Raw genomic sequence first — 20,024 nt, forward strand, 5'->3', positions numbered from 1 at the left:
ATGTCTATGTCATGCAATCGTATCAATAACGAAGCTCAACGTTCATTTAAAAATTCTTCTACATCTCCCCCTTGTCAATTTTCTCTCAGTTCAACTCAGCAAGTTGTCTGGCTTGACCAGATCCTCCGTCCGGATAGCTCTTGCTATAATATCGGTTTAGTTGTGCACATTGAGGGAGAATTGGATGAAGCCTTGTTAAAGCGCGCTTTTGAAACTGTTGTCTATCGTCATGATGCATTGCGTTTACGACTCATCAACACTCAAGGATTACCACTGCAAGAGTTGAGAGAAACATTGCCAGTGGAAATGAAAATCCGTGATTTTTCAGGTTATGCCGACGCAGAAAAACAAACTGAACAATACCTACGGGATTCTTTCATTCGTCCGTTTGATTTAAAGGGCGAACTATGGCGTTTCGAATTAATACGGGTAAGCAATAAACGTTGGTACTGGCAATTCTGCTGCCATCACCTTATTGGCGATTCCATCACTTTAAAACTGATACCCGAAGATATCTCCAACATTTATAGTTGCTTAATCAAAGGAGAAGAGTTTCCGGAAGCAGCCCCTTCCTATCTCGATTTTATTAATGAGGACAATGATTACCTAAATTCACCCCGCTATACACAAGATCGGCAATTCTGGCTGGAACGCTATGAAAACTTCTCTCCCACATTACTCCAGCCATCGTCTTCAGGCAAAATAACTAAGCCTGAATTTTCTGATCCTTTACTCTGGAAATTGGACAAAAAACTGTTTCGGCGCATTGAGGATACTGTAAACGCACAGGGGTTATCCGTTCTGCACTTCATGTATGCCGTTTTAGCTTGCTATTTATCCCGTACTCTTCATTTATCACAGGCAAGCGGCGCAGAAGAGATCGTCATTGGCATTCCCGTACACAACCGTAAAAACGTCAAACAAAAACGCACGGCAGGTATGTTTTCATCCATAATTCCAGTCGGCATAACCCTTACGCCCGATGCTACTTTTCTCGATATCATGAACAAGGCGGCGGCAGAATTGCGGCGCTGTTATAAACATCAACGCATGCCAATTGCAGATATCAATCGGCACATACAAGTCCAGCAAAAAACCGGACATGCTCAATTATTTGACATTATACTGTCATTTGAGTGGATTGAAGTGAATGCCAGTATCCCAAACGCCACACTCCAATATTCACAAATACAACGTGGTGCACCATTTCCCCTTCTAATTGCCATCTACCAATATGCATTTTCTGACAGTGAAGATATGCAGAAACCTGTCACCCTTGAGATTAATTATTCACCAGATCATCTGAATTGTGCTGAGGTTACGGCACTGAAATCTCGTTTAATGGTGCTGATAGACGCTGCAATTGCATCTCCTGACACACAAATCCGGGATCTGCCGATATTGCCATTCGCAGAACAGCAACAATTGTTGGTGGATTTCAATGCCACCCAAACAGATTTCCCGCAAGATTCGCTAATCCACCAACTATTTGAGACTCAGGCAACACAACGTCCTGATGCCACTGCTGTTGTCTTTGAGGAACAAACTCTCAGTTATGGTGAACTGAACCGTCGTGCCAACCGGCTGGCACACTATCTGATTGCACAGGGTGTCCGTCCGGACGATCGGGTAGCCGTCTGTGTTGAGCGCAGTCCGGATATGGTGGTGGGTTTACTGGCTATTCTCAAGGCAGGTGGCACTTATGTGCCACTTGACCCTGTTTATCCAGCCTCACGACTGGCCTATATGCTTGAAGATGCAGCACCGGTGGCCTTACTGACACGGACAGAATGGCTCGACAAACTTGCCAGTTCGTTGCCGACAGTCTTGCTGGATAACAAAGAACCGTTCCTGACAGCACAACCAGCTGATAATCCAGCTCCCCAAACTCTCGGACTGACACCGCATCATCTGGCCTATGTCATTTATACCTCTGGCTCAACCGGCTGGCCGAAGGGAGTCATGATCGAGCATCATAGCCTGTGCAATTTGATCACGACCCAGCAAAACGTGCTGGCACTCACGCCGGATAGCCGCGTCTTACAATTTGCCTCAAACAGCTTTGATGCTTGTATTTGGGAATGTTGCATGACTTTCCAGTCGGGGGCCTGCCTCTATCTGGCAAAACGTACCGATATCCTGCCCGGTGCAGTATTGTCCGGCTATTTGAAAGACAATCTCATCAGCCATGTTCTTTTGTCACCGACCGCGCTGGCAGCGATGGATTCCCTGCCCGAGACTCTGCAAACCCTGCTTGTTGGCGGTGAGGCTTGTCCGCCGACCTTAGTCAGACGCTGGTCACAAGGACGACAGATGTTCAATGCGTACGGCCCGACGGAAACTACGATTTGTACCACACTTTACCCCTGTGACAGCGCAGAAGATAATCCGCCGCCCATTGGTCGCCCTATCGCCAATACCCAGATCTATATCCTTGATACTCACAGGCAGCCTGTCCCACGCGGTGTCATCGGCGAGATTTATATTGCCGGAACCGGGGTTGCCCGTGGTTATCTGAATCGTCCTGAGCTGACGGCTGAACGCTTTATCCTCGAACCATTTTCTCCAGAACCCGATGCACGCATGTACAAGAGCGGTGACCTCGGACGCTGGTTGGCTGATGGCAATATTGAATATCTGGGACGCAATGATTTTCAGGTTAAATTACGCGGCTTCCGCATTGAGCTGGGGGAAATTGAAGCCCGCCTAAGACAATGCCACGGTGTGCGCGAAGCCGTCGTTCTTGCCCGCAAAGATGAGACCGGACAAAAATGTCTGGTTGCCTATCTGCAACCGCAAACAGGCATTGAACTGCATCCGGCTGAATTATACCAACAGCTCTCCCGGCAACTTGCTGACTATATGCTGCCCAGCGCTTTTGTGACATTAGAGGCTTTCCCTCTCACCCCTAATGGTAAACTTGATCGTCAGGCACTCCCGACCCCTGATGTATCGGCAATGGTAATTCGCCGCTATGAAGCGCCGAAAGGTGAAACAGAAATCGCTCTGGCTCAGATTTGGCAAAAACTGCTGAAAGTGAAACAGGTTGGCCGTCATGACCATTTCTTTGAACTCGGCGGGCATTCGCTGATGATTGTCAGCCTGATTGAAGAACTGCGTAATATCGGTTGGCAACTTGACATCCGCAGTGTGTTCGCTTCCCCCGTTCTCGCTGATATGGCACAGGTGATCCAACATGATGCCAATACCTTTGTTGTGCCTGCCAATCTGATTCCGGAAGGTTGTACTACTATTACGCCGGATATGCTGCCACTTGTTTCACTGTCTCAGGCTGAAATTGACACCATCGTCGCAACTGTTTCCGGCGGAGCCGCCAATGTGCAGGATATCTACCCGCTGGCACCATTGCAGGAAGGTATCCTGTTCCATCACCTGTTACAAAAACAAGGTGATGACTATTTGTTGCAAATCTTACTTGCCTTCAACACTCATGAACATCTTGATGCATTCCTGAGTGCTTTACAGCAGGTGATTGACCGCCATGATATCCTGCGTACCGCTGCTTGCTGGCAAGATTTGGCACGGCCTGTTCAGGTGGTCTGGCATCAGGCATCATTGAATATCAATATCTTCACGCCTGCTACAGTGGATAATGTTCCAGCCCAGCTACAGGCTTATACCGATCCTCGTCTGCATCGCATCAGCCTGAATCAGGCTCCGCTATTTACTGCAGATATTGCCCATGATCCGGCGCAGGATGAATGGTTGTTGGCACTGCGTTTCCATCACCTGGTCAGTGACCATATGACACTGGATCTGCTTTTCGCTGAAATTGCGCACATCTTGCAGGGAAATGAGGGAGTTCTTCCGACAACACTTCCCTATCGTAATTTTATCGCCCAGACACTAAATATATCTCCTTCACGCCATGAGGCTTACTTCCGTGAGCAACTCGCCGGTATCAACGAACCAACAGCACCATTCGGTGTGGTCACCATGCCAAAAGTAACGCCCGAACAGAGTGAATTGCCGGATGCGGGCAAATCAGTGGCAAGGGCACGCATACAACTCCCCCCCGATCTGGCTGAAAATATCCGCATTCAGGCTCGCCGTCTGAGGATCAGTCCAAGCGTCCTGTTCCATGTTGCCTGGGCTCAAGTGTTGGCACACACCAGCGGTCGCGACGATGTGGTATTTGGATCAGTATTGCTGGGACGGCTACAAGGAGGCTCCGGTGCTGACCGCATACTGGGTATGTTCATTAATACCCTGCCAGTCAGGATAGTCCTGAACGGGCACAATGTGCAGGAAATTGTGCAGGACACCTATCGTAATCTGGCAACCTTGCTGGAACATGAGCAAGCACCTTTGGCGCTGGCACAACAATGCAGTGACGTGGCACAGCCTATGCCGCTGTTCAGCACATTACTGAACTATCGTCACAGCCAGACTGCCAAAGGTGATACCGGAGATGCAGTCAGCGCCATGTGGACAGCAATGCGTTTACTCTCCGCAGAGGAGAGAACCAATTACCCGATTACCCTGTCCGTGGATGATTTAGGGGAGGGTTTCGAACTGACCGCCCTGACCATCTCTGAAATTATACCGGAGCACATCACTACCTATCTGGTCACCGCCATTGAAGGATTGGTGGATGCCTTAATTCACGAACCGAAGAAATTGGTTCTGAATGTGTCAATCTTACCGGAAGCTGAGCGGCAAAAACTACTGGTGGATTTCAATGCCACTCAGACCAATTTCCCACAAGATGCACTGATTCATCAATTGTTTGAAGCTCAGGTCTTACAACGTCCCGATGTTACCGCCGTTGTCTGCGAAGGTCAGACTCTGAGTTACAGCGCATTAAACCAGCGCGCCAATCGGCTGGCGCATCATCTTATTTCTTTGGGTGTCCGTCCGGATGATCGGATCGCCATTTGTCTTGAGCGCAGTCCGGAAATGATCGTGGGCTTGCTGGGTATCCTTAAGGCCGGAGGTGCTTATGTTCCGCTCGATCCGACCTATCCATCCGAGCGACTGGCCTATATGCTTGAAGACGCGGCTCCGGTGGTCTTACTGACTCAGACCCAATGGGTTAACAAACTTACCCGCACTTTGCCCGCCATCTTGCCGACGATCTTGCTGGCTAATGTTTTCAAAGATCAAGAAGCCTTCTTAGCTGCTGAACCGAACGAAAATCCGGATAGTCAAGCATTGGGGCTGACACCACATCATCTGGCCTATGTGCTCTACACTTCCGGTTCAACGGGACGACCCAAAGGGGTTATGGTCGAACACCGCAATGTCAATAATCTGGTTATCGGTAATTCTTACGCTGCCATTGGTGCTGACGATTGTGTGGCCCATTGTGCCAATATTGCTTTTGACGCCTCAACCTGGGAGATCTGGTCTGCCTTGCTCAATGGCGGGTGTTTACACATTGTTTCACAATCCGTGTTACTTGATCCGGCACAATTCCACGATTCATTGGTCAAGGGGAAAGTCACCGCGCTCTGGCTGACTGTCGGTCTATTTAATGAATATCTCGAAACACTCAAGCCCTTGTTCGGGCAATTGCGCTACTTGCTTATCGGCGGTGATACCCTTGATTCGAGGAAAATCCAAAGTGTGCAATTAGCGAATTTACAACCGGCGCACTTAATTAATGGCTATGGCCCAACTGAAACAACGACATTTGCCGCAACCTATGATATTGCCTCTCCGGTTGATGTAACACGTTCTATTCCTATCGGCCGGCCGATTGGCAATACCCGAATTTATATCCTTGATTCACGGGAGCAGCCTGTGCCGCTCGGCGTTGCCGGTGAAATTTATATCGGTGGAGCCGGTGTTGCCCGTGGTTATCTAAATCGTCCCGAGCTGACCGCAGAACGTTTTCTGCTTGATCCATTCTCCCAAGACGCCAGTGCACGTATGTACAAGAGCGGTGACATCGGACGCTGGCTGCCGGATGGCAATATTGAATACCTCAGCCGCAACGACTTTCAGGTTAAATTACGGGGTTTCCGCATTGAGCTGGGGGAAATCGAAACCCGACTCAGGCAATGCCACGGCGTGCGCGAAGCCGTGGTTCTGGTTCGCAGAGATGAATCGGGACAAAAACGTCTGGTTGCCTATCTGCGACCACAAACAGGTATTAAACTGGTTCCGGCGGAACTGCGTCAGCAACTCGCCCGACACCTTGCTGACTATATGCTGCCCGGTGCTTTCATGACATTGGAGCGTTTCCCGCTGACACCGAACGGAAAAATCGACCGTCAGGCGCTGCCTGCCCCTGATTTATTGTCTGTCGTGTCACACGATTATGAAGCGCCGATCAGTGAAACAGAAATCGCTCTGGCGCATATCTGGCAAGATTTACTGTATCTGGAGCAGGTCGGTCGTCACGATCATTTCTTTGAACTCGGCGGCCATTCATTACTTGCCGTCCAACTCATTTCACGTATACGTCAGGTCATGGCAAGGGAATTATCATTGCAGCAACTCTTTGACCAGCCACTGCTGTCCGATCTGGCCCAAACGCTTACAGAGACTTCAATAACCTCTCAGGTCGTGATTCCGCTGGCGAACCGCAACCAACCGCTACCGCTCTCCTTTGCCCAACTGCGGTTGTGGTTCTTAAGTCAACTCGATCCGGCTGCCAGCCTCGCCTACCATATTCCCGCAGCGCTGCGTCTGAGTGGCCAACTTAATCACCCAGCCTTGTCCGCCGCGTTTGACCGTTTGGTCGCCCGACAAGAAATTCTGCGCACCCGCTTTGTGTTGGTCGCAGGTCAGCCCTGCCAGCATATTGATCCTGCTGACATTGGTTTTACCCTGTCTTATCAGGATCTGCGCCCGCTGGCATCGGAAGAACAGACTCACCGCATTGCAGAAATTACAGCTCTCGAAGCACAAACACCGTTTGACTTTACTCAGGACCCGTTGATTCGTGGTCACTTGCTGCAACTGGCAGATGACGATCATGTATTACTGCTCACCCAGCATCATATTATTTCTGATGGCTGGTCTATCGGTGTGCTGTTGCATGAACTGAGCGCTCTCTACCGCGCTGCTCTTAAAGGGCAAGATGCGCTTTTACCGCCACTACCCATTCAATACGCAGATTATGCGGTCTGGCAACGTGACTGGCTGCAAGAAACCACCCTGACAGCACAACGTGACTTCTGGTGCAATCAGCTTTCAGGCGCACCAACGTTATTGACACTGCCGACAGATAGACCACATCCGGCTGTGCATTCCTATATGGGTAACCGGGTGCCTGTCCACTTTAAGGCGGATTTACTGACTTCGCTTAAAGCACTTGGACAACGCCATAACACCACTTTGTTTATGACCGTGCTGAGCGCGTGGAGCATTGTCCTCGCCCGCCTCAGTGGTCAGGATGATATTGTCATCGGCACACCTGTCGCTAACCGTCCGTATCATGAACTTGAAGGGATGATCGGTTTCTTCGTCAATACACTGGCCTTACGCATCAGATTCAGCGATGAACTCAGTGTGGTGGATCTTCTGGCACAGGTTAAAGAACAGGCATTTGCCGCCTATGCTCATCAGGACCTGCCTTTTGAGCAGGTGGTGGAAGCACTCCAACCCGAACGCAGCCTGAGTTACAGCCCGATCTTCCAAGTAATGCTGTCCTTGAACAACATGCCGGTTCAAGCGTTGACCCTGCCTGATCTCCGGCTTATACCGATTGAACAGGAACACCACAGTGCTCAGTTTGATTTAACTTTGTCACTGACTGAAACCGAAGAAGGTCTGGCCGGCGAGCTGGCTTATGCTGTTGATTTATTCGACTCCGCGACTATTGAACGCATGATGGGTTATCTGGCAAATGTGCTGACAGCCATGGTGACGAATGAAACACAGATGATTGCGGCTCTGCCAATGTTGCCGGAGTCAGAACGGCTTCAATTGCTGGCAGGCTTCAACGCGGCTCAAACGGACTTTCCGCAAGATACGCTGATCCACCAGCTTTTCGAGGCTCAGGCTGCACAGCGTCCGGATGCGACCGCCGTGATATTTGAAGGACAGGCGCTCAGTTATGGTGAACTGAACCGCTGTGCCAACCGTCTGGCACACCATCTGATTGCACAGGGTGTCCGTCCGGACTTTCGGGTTGCAATCTGTGTCGAACGCAGTCTGGAAATGGTGGTTGGCCTGATTGCTATTCTCAAAGCAGGCGGTGCCTATGTGCCCCTTGATCCGGCCTATCCTGCCGATCGACTGGCCTATATGCTGGATGATGCAGCGCCTGTGGCGTTATTGACCCAGACAGAGTGGGCCAACAAACTGGCCAGTGATCTGCCTACAATCTTACTTGACAATGTACTGGATAGCCAAGAACCGCTCTTGGCAGCACAACCGGACAATAATCCGGATGCGCAGGCATCGGGGCTGACCTCACGCCATCAGGCCTATATAATTTATACCTCGGGATCGACTGGCAAACCGAAAGGGGTGATGGTCGAACACGCCAATATTATTCGTCTGTTCGCCGCAACTGAGGCTCGTTTCCGGTTCAATCAAAACGATGTCTGGGCACTGTTCCACTCGTTTGCCTTCGATTTCTCCGTCTGGGAATTGTGGGGAGCGTTGGCTTACGGTGGCCGGCTGGTTGTGATCCCAGCAGATTGTGCCCGCTCACAGCAAATGTTCTATTCATTGCTGTGCCATGAGCAGGTCACGATACTGAACCAAACCCCCAGCGCTTTCCGCCAGTTAATTGCGGCTCAGGATGCTCTTTCCTCTTCCCTTTCGCATGCTCTGCGCTGCATCATTTTCGGTGGTGAGTCATTGGAACTGCATACACTTGCGCCGTGGATTGCCCGCAATCCGACTCACCAGACCCGTCTGGTGAATATGTACGGCATCACCGAAATTACCGTACATGCCACCTATCGGGAATTGACGGAATCCGATATCCAATCAGGCCGCGGCAGTCTGATTGGTCAGCCGCTTCCTGATCTTCGAGTCTATATTCTTGATGCCCTTGGTCAGCCTGTTCCTGTCGGCGTTGGCGGTGAACTTTATATCGCCGGAGCCGGTGTGGCGCGTGGCTATCTGAATCATCCTGAACTGACCGCAGAACGTTTCCTCGCCGACCCGTTTTTCCCGGATTCAGACACCCGCATGTACAAAACCGGCGATTTGGGGCGTTGGCTGCCGGATGGCAATATTGAATATCTCGGCCGCAATGATTTTCAGGTTAAGATCCGTGGTTTCCGCATTGAATTGGGCGAAGTCGAGGCAAGACTGGAACAATGCCACGGTGTACGTGAAGCCGTCGTTCTGGCGCGTGAAGATGATGCCAGCCAGAAACGCCTGGTCGCCTATTTATTACCTCAGCAGGGCATTGAGCTGATCCCTGCTGAACTGCGCCAGCAACTCAGCCAGCATCTGGCTGACTATATGTTGCCCGGTGCTTTTGTCACACTGGAATCCTTCCCGCTGACGAAAAACGGTAAACTCGATCGTCAGGCACTCCCTGCGCCTGATTTATCCGCTGTCGTGGTACACAGTTACGAAGCACCAAGCGGTGAGATGGAAACTGCCCTTGCCCGGATTTGGCAAAATCTGTTGGGGCTGGAACAGGTCGGTCGTCACGACCATTTCTTCGAACTCGGTGGGCATTCCCTGATGATTGTCAGTCTGATCGAAGAACTGCGCCGTTTGGGATGGCAGCTCGACGTTCGCAGTGTGTTTGTCACTCCCGTTCTGGCTGAGATGGCGCAGGCTATCCAACGTGATATCAGTGCCTTTATTGTGCCTCCCAACCTTATCCCTGAAGGTTGCATAGCCATCACGCCTGATATGTTACCGCTGGTTTCACTGTCTCAGGCTGAGATTGACACCATCGTCGCAACAGTGCCGGGCGGAGCTACCAATGTACAGGATATCTATCCGCTCGCGCCATTGCAGGAAGGCATCTTGTTCCACCACTTATTGCAGGCTCAGGGTGATAATTATCTGCTGCAAAGTATGCTCGCTTTCGACAGCCGTGATCGGCTTGACATCTTCCTGATTACCTTGCAAAAAATTATCGACCGCCATGATATTCTGCGCACGGCTGTCTACTGGCAAGATCTGGAACAACCGGTTCAGGTGGTCTGGCGTCAGGCCTCACTGACTATTAATACATTTATTCCCGATACATTCACTCCGGTGACAACCGATGACGTTGCTGCCCAGCTCAGGGCACATACTGACCCTCGTTACTATCGTCTCGATCTGAATCGTGCACCGTTATTCACCGCAGATATTGCCCATGATCCGGCGCAGGATGAGTGGTTGTTGGCACTGCGTTTCCATCATCTGGTCAGTGACCACATGACATTAGAACTGATTTTTGCCGAAATGAAGTCAATGTTACAGAGTAACGCTGGTAGGTTGCCGGTTGCCCTGCCTTATCGCAACTTTGTTGCCCAGACATTGAATATGCCGACCGCAGACCACGAGGCTTATTTCCGTGCCCAACTGGCCGATGTCAGCGAGCCAACCGCACCCTTCGGAATACTCAACGTGCAAGCTGACGGTGAACTGGTTAGCGAAGATCACCTCACCATCGCCCCTGATTTGGCAGAAGCCATCCGCGTTCAGGCACGCCGTCAGGGTGTCAGCCCGAGTGTGCTATTCCATGTCGCATGGGCTCAGGTACTGGCACAAACCTGTGGCCGCGATGATGTGGTATTTGGCTCTGTACTATTGGGTCGGCTTCAGGGCGGTGCAGGCTCTGAGCGGGTATTGGGGATGTTCATCAATACCTTGCCAATACGGATTTCTCTGGGTCAACGTACAGCTAAAGATGTGGTGCAGGACACACACCACAATCTGATGATGCTGCTGGAGCACGAACAGGCACCATTGGTACTGGCACAACAGTGCAGTGGTATGGCGCACTCAATGCCGCTGTTCAGCACCCTGCTGAATTACCGCCACGGCCAATCCGGTGAGGCTGAAACCGTTGATACAATCTGGACAGGTATGCGTATTCTGACCGCAGAGGAACGAACCAACTATCCGATTACTCTGTCAGTAGATGATTTGGGTGTCAGTTTCCGCCTGACGGCTCAGACCATTGCGGGCATTGAACCTGCACGCATTACGCGCTATCTGATCACCGCCATCAGCGGTCTGGTCAACACTCTGGTTCGTGAACCACAACGCTTGATTCGGGATATTTCCATCCTGCCAGCCACAGAGCGGCAACAATTACTGGTGGATTTCAACACCACTCTGACTGATTTCCCACAGAACGGGCTAATCCACCAGCAGTTTGAAGCACAAGCGGCACAATATCCCGATGCAACAGCCGTGGTATTTGAGGAGCAGACACTCAGCTATGGTGAACTGAACCGTCAAGCCAATCGCCTGGCACATTATCTGATTTTGTTAGGTGTGCGTCCTGATGTTCGGGTTGCGATATGTATTGAGCGTAGCCCTGAGTTGATTGTTGGCCTGCTGGCTATCCTCAAAGCAGGTGGCGCCTATGTTCCGCTTGACCCAAGTTACCCGATCGAACGGCTGGCTTATATGCTTGACGATTCGGCACCGGTGGCATTACTGACTCAGGAAATCCATCTCAATAAACTTTCCAGTACGTTGCCAACGGTCTTACTGGATAACGATGAAGCGTTCCTGACAACACAGCCAGCTTACAATCCGGATACTCAGGCTCTGGGGCTGACGTCACATCATCTGGCGTATGTACTCTATACCTCAGGTTCGACCGGACAGCCCAAAGGCGTCATGGTCGAGCATCGCAACGTGATTCGCCTGATTGTGAATAATGGCTTTGCCGATATCGGCCCTGATGACTGCATCGCCCATTGCGCCAATGTCTCATTTGACGCAGCCACCTGGGAAATCTGGGGGGCGTTAGGGCATGGGGCGCGTATCCTGCTCATTCCGGAAAAAATCTTGCTCCAGCCTGATGATTTTGGTCAGTGTCTGTCAGAACAAAGCGTCAGCGCATTATTCCTGACAACCGCGTTATTCAACCAATATGCCAATTTAATTGCGCCTGCGTTGTCCGGTTTGCGTTATGTGCTTTTCGGCGGTGAAAAAACGGATACCCGTGCCGCCATTCGTCTCAGAGCCGAACACTCGCCTGAGCACTTGCTGCATGTTTATGGACCAACGGAAACCACCACGTTTGCTACCGCCTATGAAATCCCTTTCATGGCAGGTGACGATGCTGAAACTGAACGAACCATTCCTATCGGCCATCCAATTTCGAATACGCAAACCTATATTCTGGATGAGAGAGGACAGCCGGTACCCGTCGGCGTCTCAGGTGAAATCTATATTGCCGGCGCAGGCGTTGCCCGTGGTTATCTCAATCGGCCTGAACTGACCGCAGAACGTTTCCTCGTCGATCCGTTTTCTTCCGAGCCAGATGCTCGCATGTATAAAACCGGTGACCTCGGTCGCTGGCTGCCGGATGGCAATATTGAATATCTGGGACGCAATGATTTTCAGGTCAAACTGCGGGGTTTCCGTATCGAGCCGGGTGAAATCGAGACAAAGCTCAGACAGTGCGAAGGTGTACATGAAGCAGTTGTTCTTGTCCGCGAAGATCAACCGGAGCAGAAACGCTTGATCGCTTATCTGCGGCCTTTGGATGGTGTTGAGTTGATGCCTGCTGAGTTACGCCAGCAACTTGCCCGACAGCTTGCTGATTATATGCTGCCCAGTGCTTTTGTGATACTTGACTCTTTCCCGTTGACCCCTAATGGCAAACTCGATCGTCAGGCACTTCCGGCACCTGATTCATCTGCGGTGGCAACCCGTGAATATGAGCCGCCAAAAGGGAGGATAGAAATTGCGTTGGCTCAGATCTGGCAGGAATTGTTAGATCTGAGCCTCGTCAGTCGCCACGACAACTTCTTTGAAGTCGGAGGTCATTCGCTGATGGTCATTCGGCTGATAACACGCATACAAAACAAATTATTAGTCAATATCCCCCTTGCCTCACTGTTCAATTCACGCACTTTGGCGGAACAGGCTGGCATCATTCTTTCAGCACAAATGAATGTGATAGGAGATAGCGAAATTGAGTCAATACAAAGCGACCTTGATTCAATGTCAGCAGAGGAATTGATGGCAATTTTAGGCGAAGAAAATTCCCATGGAGACGGTAAATAATGGAAAGAATGAACATGAATCTTGAAGACTTGAAACGCGCTGTTCTGGAAAAAAGAATTGAAGAACAATTGAAAGCCCATGGATCTCAGCAGCAACCATCATTAATCAACAAAGCCGATCGACATCAGCCACTGCCGTTATCCTTCGCACAGCAACGGTTGTGGTTTCTTTGTCAGCTCGATCCGGCTGCCAGCCTTGCCTATCATCTGCCTGTGATACTGCGCCTAACCGGTCAACTTGACCGTCAGGCACTGACTATGTCACTCAACAACCTGATAGCCCGGCACGAGAGCCTGCGCACCCGCTTTCTCTCAATTGAAGGGCAGCCCTGTCAGCATATTGACCCTGCCGATATCGGTTTTGCCCTGTCTTATCATGATTTGCGGCAACTCGAACCGGCTTTGCATGACAGCCAAGTCACTGAAATTGCCGAACGTGAAGCACTGGCACCTTTTGATTTGATGCAGGGGCCACTTATTCGCGGTCAGTTACTGCAACTGGCAGATGAGGAACATGTGTTGTTGCTCACCTTGCATCACATTATCACTGACGGCTGGTCTGTCGGTATTCTGGTACGGGAACTGGGGGATTTCTACCGTGCAGCCCTTGATGGTCATGATGTTTCCCTGCCTGTACTGCCCATTCAGTATGCGGATTATGCGGTCTGGCAACATAACCAGTTGCAAGGTGATCAAGCGCAGGGAACAAGCCTCACCGGACAACGTGATTTCTGGCGTACCCAGCTTGAGGGGACGCCGAATTTGTTACCACTGCCCACCGATCGACCACGTCCGGCGGTACAGTCCTATACGGGTGATCATGTCTCTTTCCATCTTGATACCTCATTACTGACATCACTTAAGGCGCTCGGACAGCGCCATAACACCACCCTGTTTATGACGGTACTGAGCGCATGGAGTATTGTCCTTGCCCGGCTCAGTGGTCAGGCTGATATCGTTATCGGCACACCCGTCGCTAACCGTCCGCATCATGAGCTGGAAGGTCTGATCGGATTTTTTGTCAATACGCTGGCCTTGCGTATCCGATTCAATGATGAACTCAATGTGGCTGATCTGCTGGCACAAGTCAGGGAGCAGGCACTCTCTGCCTATACCCATCAGGATCTGCCCTTTGAACAAGTGGTGGAGGCACTCCGTCCAGAGCGTAGCCTGAGCTACAGCCCCCTTTTTCAGGTGATGCTGGCCTTAAACAATACACCGGCTCAAACACTGACCTTACCGGATTTACAACTGACCCAAATTGAACAACAACGCCGTGGTGCGCATTTTGACTTAACGTTATCACTCAGTGAAACCGAAGCCGGTTTAGCTGGGGATCTGGAATATGCCACTGATCTGTTCGATTCCACAACCGTGGAACGTATAGCCGGATATTTAACCAATATACTGACGATAATGGTGGCTGATGAAAAACATTCCGTTGCTACCCTACCGATGCTGCCGGAGCCAGAACGGCAGCAACTGCTGGTGGATTTCAATGCCACTCAGGCCGATTTCCCGCAGGATGCTTTAATCCACCAGTTTGTTGAAGCTCAGGCGGCACATCGTCCTGATGCCACTGCCGTTATATTTGAAGGCCAGAGACTCAGTTATGGTGAACTGAACCAACGCGCCAATCGTCTGGCTCATCACCTGATTGCGCTGGGAGTGCGTCCGGACTCCCGGGTGGCTATTTGTCTTGAACGTAGTCCGGAAATGATGGTGGGTTTACTGGCTATCCTTAAGGCGGGCGGCGCTTATGTTCCGCTCGATCCGTCTTATCCGACCGACCGGTTGGCTTATATGCTTGAAGACGCCGCTCCCGTGGTATTACTGACCCGGACAGAATGGGTTAACAAGCTCACCAGTGCCCTGCCTGCAACCCTGCCAACGGTTCTGCTTGATAGTACATTCAATGGTCAAGGGCGGTTTCTGGCAACAGAGCCGACCGATAACCCTGATGCTCAGACCTTGGGCCTGACAGCACGTCATCTGGCCTATGTGATTTATACTTCAGGATCAACCGGTAAACCGAAAGGTGTCATGATCGAGCATCGCAGTGTGCTCCGTCTGATTATCAATAATGGTGTTGCCGATATTGGGCCGGATGACTGTATTGCCCATTGTGCTAATATCTCATTCGACGCGGCCATCTGGGAAGTGTGGACCGGGTTGATGAATGGTGCACGCGTTCTGCTGATCCCAGAAAAAACCTTGCTACAACCCGATTATTTTAGTCAGTGCCTGTCAGAAGAAGGTGTCAGTGCACTACTCCTTACAACCGCGCTGTTTAATCAATATGCAAGTTTAATTGCGCCTGCGTTGTCCGGTTTACGCTATGTACTTTTCGGGGGTGAAAAAGCGGATAACCGTTCAGCCATTCGCCTCAGGGCGGAGAGTCCACCTAAACACTTGCTGCATGCCTATGGGCCGGCAGAAACAACCACTATTGCTACCGTCTATGAAATCCCCTTAATGGAGGAGGATGAAACTGAAAGAACCATTCCTATCGGTCGTCCAATTTCGAATACGCAAGCCTATATTCTGGATGAGAGAGGACAGCCGGTTCCCGTCGGCGTCTCAGGTGAAATCTATATTGCCGGCGCAGGCGTTGCCCGTGGTTATCTGAATCGTCCCGAGCTGACCGCAGAACGTTTTCTGCTTGATCCATTCTCCCAAGACGCCGGTGCTCGCATGTATAAAACCGGTGACATCGGGCGCTGGCTGCCGGATGGCAATATTGAATACCTCAGCCGCAACGACTTTCAGGTTAAATTACGGGGTTTCCGCATTGAGCTGGGGGAAATCGAAACCCGACTCAGGCAATGCCACGGCGTGCGCGAAGCCGTGGTTCTGGTTCGCAGGGATGAATCGGGACAAAAACGTCTGGTTGCCTATCTGCGACCACAAACAGGTATTAAACTGGTTCCGGCGGAATTGCGTCAGCAACTCGCCCAACACCTTGCTGACTATATGCTGCCCGGTGCTTTCATGACATTGGAGCGTTTCCCGCTGACACCGAACGGCAAAATCGACCGTCAAGCGCTGCCGGCGCCTGATGCGTCATCTGTGATATCCCGTGACTATGAAGCACCAGTGAGTGAAGCAGAGACAGCGCTGGCTCAAATCTGGCAAAATCTGTTGAAATTAGAACAAGTCAGTCGCCACGACCATTTTTTTGAACTGGGTGGTCATTCGTTAATGATTGTCAGTTTGATAGAAGCACTCCGTAATATCGGCTGGAAGCTTGATGTCCGCAGTGTGTTTGCCACACCTGTTCTTATTGATATGGCTCAGACTATCCAGCGCGATACCCCTATTTTTGTCGTGCCGCCTAATCGTATTCCCGATGGCTGTAATGCAATTACTCCCGATATGCTGCCGCTGGTTTCACTTTCTCAAACTGAGATTGATACCATCATCAATACCATTCCCGGCGGAGCGGGTAATGTACAGGATATCTACCCGCTGTCCCCCTTGCAGGAAGGCATCCTGTTTCATTACCTGACGCAGACTCAGGGAGATACCTATCTGTTGCAGAGCCTGTTGGCATTTGATACCCGCAATCGCCTTGACAGCTTTCTGGATGCTTTGCAACAGGTGATTGATCGTCACGATATTCTGAGAACGGCTGTTTATTGGCAAGGGCTGGAACACCCCGTGCAGGTCGTCTGGCGTCAAACACCGATGTCTGTCAACGTTTTCACGCCAACCACAGAAGATAATATTCCTGTACCGGCACAATTACAGGCTCACACCGATCCGCGTCAGTATCGCATCAATCTGAATCAGGCGCCGTTATTTGCCGCTGACATTGCTTACGATCCCGCACAGGGTGAATGGCTGCTGGCTCTGCGTTTCCATCATTTGATCAGCGACCATATGACACTGGAACTGATTTTCGCTGAAATCGCCCTGTTGTTACAAAACAATGCATTAAAAAATAATGAGTTAAAAAACAATGAGTCGCAGGGAAATGCAGAAATGCTACCCAAAGCGTTGCCCTATCGTAATTTTATCGCGCAAACACTAAATGTACCGCCCGAAGAACACGAAGCTTATTTCTGTGCTCAACTTGCCAATATTGACGAACCGACAGCACCATTTGGCATACTTTCTATTTCAAACCACGATGAACCTATTGCAGAAGCCCGCCTGCTTCTCAATCCTGTCTTGGCGGAGGCGATCCGCATCCAAGCACGACGCATGAAAGTCAGCCCGAGTGTGCTGTTTCATGTCGCATGGGCACAAGTATTGGCACACACAAGCGGTCGCAATGATGTCGTCTTTGGTTCCGTGTTATTGGGGCGTTTGCAGGGCGGTGCAGGTTCAGATCAGATACTGGGGATGTTTATCAACACTCTGCCTGTACGCGTTTCTCTGGCTGACCGTAGCGTACAGGCCGTGGTACAGGCTACCTACCATCATTTGATGACATTGCTGGAGCATGAACAGGCTCCTCTGGCACTGGCTCAAAGTTGTAGTGGTTTGCCACAATCTATGCCACTGTTTAGCGCTTTGTTTAATTATCGTCATTCCCAGCCCAGTGAAGCAAACACCGCTAATGCCATCTGGTCGGGTATACGCACTCTCACAGCCAAGGAACAGACTAACTATCCTATTACTTTATCCGTCGATGATTCCGGGACTGATTTTTACCTGACCGCCCAGACAGTGGCAAGTATCGACCCAATTCGTGTCAACCATTATCTCCTGACCGCTGTGAGTGGTCTGGTTGATGCCCTGAATCACAATCCTCAACAATTGATTCTGGATGTGCCTGTCTTGTCGCAGGCAGAGCGGCAACAAGTGCTGGTAGATTTCAACACTACTCAGGCAGATTATCCACACGATACCCTGATCCACCAGCTCTTTGAAGCTCAGGTAACAAACCGTCCTGACGCTATCGCAGTCGTGTTTGAAGGCAAAACACTGAGCTATGCCGAATTGAATCAGCGTGCCAATCGTCTGGCGCATCATCTTATTTCTCTGGATGTCCGCCCCGACGATAAAATCGCTATTTGTCTTGAGCGCAGCCCGGAAATGATCGTGGGCTTGCTGGGTATCCTTAAGGCCGGAGGTGCCTATGTTCCGCTCGATCCGACCTATCCACCCGAGCGGCTGGCATATATGCTGGAAGACGCGGCTCCGGTGGCCTTACTGACTCAGGCAGAACACGCCGGTAAATTGAACGGTGTTTTGATTGTATCCATATCTACATCCATGCCCAGACCCATGTGTATAGTGACACTGGATCTCGCAGAAACCTTCTTGGCAGAGCAACCAAGCCATAATCCTGATGCTCAGACGCTGGGACTAACACCACGTCATCTGGCCTATGTGCTCTACACTTCTGGTTCAACGGGACGCCCCAAAGGGGTTATGGTCGAACACCGCAATGTCAATAATCTGGTTATTGGTAATTCTTACGCTGCCATTGGTGCTGACGATTGTGTGGCCCATTGTGCCAATATTGCTTTTGACGCCTCAACCTGGGAGATCTGGTCTGCCTTGCTCAATGGCGGGTGTTTACACATCGTTTCACAATCCGTGTTACTTGATCCGGCACAATTCCACGATTCATTGGTCAAGGGGAAAGTCACCGCGCTCTGGCTGACTGTCGGTCTATTTAATAAATATCTCGAAACACTCAAGCCCTTGTTCGGGCAATTGCGCTACTTGCTTATCGGCGGTGATACCCTTGATTCGAGGAAAATCCAAAGTGTGCAATTAGCGAATTTACAACCGGCGCACTTAATTAATGGCTATGGCCCAACTGAAACAACGACATTTGCCGCAACCTATGATATTGCCTCTCCGGTTGATGTAACACGTTCTATTCCTATAGGCCGGCCGATTAGCAATACCCGAATTTATATCCTTGATTCACAGGGTCAGCCTGTGCCACTCGGCGTTGCCGGTGAAATTTATATCGGTGGAGCCGGTGTTGCCCGTGGTTATCTGAATCGTCCCGAGCTGACCGCAGAACGTTTTCTGCTTGATCCATTCTCCCAAGACGCCGGTGCTCGCATGTATAAAACCGGTGACATTGGACGCTGGCTGCCCGATGGCAATATCGAATATCTGGGGCGCAATGATTTTCAGGTCAAACTGCGGGGTTTCCGCATTGAGCCGGGCGAAATTGAAGCCAGACTAAAACAGTGCCACGGTATACATGATGCGATTGTGATTGTCCGTGAAGATATGTCTGATGAAAACGCCGCGGTTCAGAAACGTCTGGTCGCCTATCTGCTGACGCAGGAGGGTACTGAACTGGTTCCAACCGAGCTGCGTCAGCAACTCGCCCAACATCTGGCCGATTATATGCTGCCCAGTGCTTTTGTGACGCTGGAGGCTTTCCCGCTGATGCCTAACGGCAAACTTGACCGTCAGGCGCTTCCTGTCCCGGATGCTTCCGCAATCGTAGTACGCAGTTATGAAGCCCCGAACAGTGACGAAGAAATTCTTCTGGCACAGATTTGGCAGAATTTACTGGGACTGGAACAAGTCGGCCGTCACGACCATTTCTTTGAGCTTGGCGGTCACTCCCTGATGCTCGTGCAATTGACTACGCGTATACAAGACGAATTTCTGGTCAATATTCCCATCTCCTCGTTATTCCTTTTCCCGCAATTGGCGGAACAGGCTGACCTTATTTTGACGGCGCAAATGGAGGAAATTGGGGAAAACGATATTAAATCGCTGCAAAATTCTTTGGATTCAATGTCAACAGAAGAACTCATGGCAATTTTAGGCGGAGACAGTAACAAATGATAAGGAATGAAATAGATCTCGATAAGCTGAAACGTGCTGTTCTGAAAAAGAAAATCAAGGAGCAATTACAAATCCGGAAGCATCAAAAGCGCCCCCCCATTAAACCGGTAGCGCGTGATA

3 protein-coding genes (1 of these 3 only partly in view) are annotated in these 20,024 nt (G+C 50.6%); all 3 read left to right on the forward strand.

Translation table 11 applies throughout. The features are described 5' to 3' along the window. Tightly spaced (each overlapping or abutting the next), the 3 genes in view from AC5JQI_RS10555 to AC5JQI_RS10565 form a layout consistent with a single transcriptional unit that may run on beyond the window. Nucleotides 1–13,131, forward strand: coding sequence for a non-ribosomal peptide synthetase (locus AC5JQI_RS10555; RefSeq protein ID WP_493912120.1), 13,131 nt, complete (start codon nt 1–3; stop codon nt 13,129–13,131). Then, the gene (locus AC5JQI_RS10560; RefSeq protein WP_493912121.1) at nt 13,131–19,904 is read left to right on the forward strand and encodes an amino acid adenylation domain-containing protein; all 6,774 of its coding nucleotides are present in this window, start codon (nt 13,131–13,133) and stop codon (nt 19,902–19,904) included. Before AC5JQI_RS10555 ends, AC5JQI_RS10560 begins: the two co-directional genes overlap by 1 nt. Further along, nucleotides 19,901–20,024 carry the 5' portion of an amino acid adenylation domain-containing protein gene (locus tag AC5JQI_RS10565; protein WP_493912122.1) on the forward strand. It continues 14,615 nt past the right edge of the window, so the window shows 124 of its 14,739 coding nt (coding positions 1–124); the start codon lies at nt 19,901–19,903; its stop codon lies beyond the right edge, outside the window. The genes AC5JQI_RS10560 and AC5JQI_RS10565 overlap by 4 nt, the downstream gene beginning before the upstream one ends.

The sequence above is a fragment of the Xenorhabdus sp. XBWT genome (assembly GCF_059072735.1).